This window comes from Sphaerisporangium perillae (genome assembly GCF_023276435.1).
In the GTDB taxonomy this organism is placed as follows: Bacteria; Actinomycetota; Actinomycetes; order Streptosporangiales; family Streptosporangiaceae; genus Sphaerisporangium; species Sphaerisporangium perillae.
The window spans coordinates 1-1,099 of the sequence record NZ_JALLPO010000106.1 but is presented as its reverse complement, the minus strand read 5'-3'; the positions used below and the strand labels follow the sequence as shown (position 1 = coordinate 1,099).

The window sequence follows — 1,099 nt, the reverse complement described above, 5'->3', positions numbered from 1 at the left end:
TTCAGGTACTCGTCGTGGACCTGTTGCGGGGTCCGGTAATCGAGTCCTGAGTGGCGGCGCCTCGAATTGTATCGGAATTCGATGTAACGAGCAACGTCGCGGCGGGCTCGTTCGCGAGTCGGATATTGGGTGCGGTGGACGCGTTCGTTCTTGAGTGCCGCGAAGAACGATTCGGCCATCGCGTTATCGTAACAAATTCCTGTCCGGCCGACGGACTGCCGGAGCTTGTGCTTCTTCAGGGTCTTGGCGAACTGGCGGGAAGTATAGTTGCTTCCGCGGTCGGAGTGAAAAATCGCATCAACGGCGAGTCGGTGGTTGCGGGCGGCCATTTCGATGGCGGCCTCGATGAGCGGCGTCTTGTAGTTGTCGTCCATCGCCCAGCCGATGACAGCCTTGGTATAGCAGTCGATGACCGTCGCCAAATAGACCCATCCCTCCCAGGTGGCGATATAGGTAACGTCGCCGACCATCTTGGTACCCGGCGCGTCCGAAGTGAAGTCGCGGTTCACCAAATCAGGGATGCGATGCTCCTGGCCGTCGCCCTCGGTAAGGCTGAACCGCCAGGGCCTGGGCTGGCAGGGCTCCAGCCCCAGCTCACGCATGAGGGCGCGGACGAGTTCAGGCCCGCACCGCACGCCCCAGCCGGCCAGGTCGGCATGCACCCGCCGGTACCCGTACGTGCCGTCGGAATCGTCGAAGGACCTGGCGATATAGAGCTTGAGTTCTTCACGGCGTCGCACGGTCGCCGATGCGGGCCGATGCCGCCATTCGTAGAAACCGGAGCGGGAAACACCGAGCCAGGCGCACATCTTCCCGACCGGCGGGACGCCCCTGACGTTCGTCGCGGAGTTGGCTGCGTACTGTGCGTCGATGAACTCGAACTTGTCGCTCACCGATGATCCCTGGCAAAGTACGCTGCGGCTTTTTTCAAGAACTCGTTCTCCATACGAAGTTCTCGGGCTTCGCGTTCGAGCTCGCGGAGCCGGGCGCGCTCGCTGACGCTCAACGGCGGCTCGTCGGTCGCGTGCTCGCGCCGATAAGCATTGACCCAATTGCCAAGGGTCGCCTCGTGTACCCCGAGTTCCTTCGCGACCTGAGC

2 protein-coding genes are annotated in these 1,099 nt (G+C 62.4%); both read right to left on the bottom strand.

Annotated features, from left to right (window positions below; all coding sequences use genetic code 11):
• A partial coding sequence (locus MYF83_RS42190) for an IS3 family transposase (RefSeq protein WP_248966439.1) occupies positions 1–893 on the bottom strand: 893 nt, incomplete at its 3' end.
• On the bottom strand, positions 890–1,099 hold a 210-nt coding region (locus tag MYF83_RS42185), incomplete at its 5' end, for a transposase (protein ID WP_248966438.1). The genes MYF83_RS42190 and MYF83_RS42185, both read right to left, overlap by 4 nt.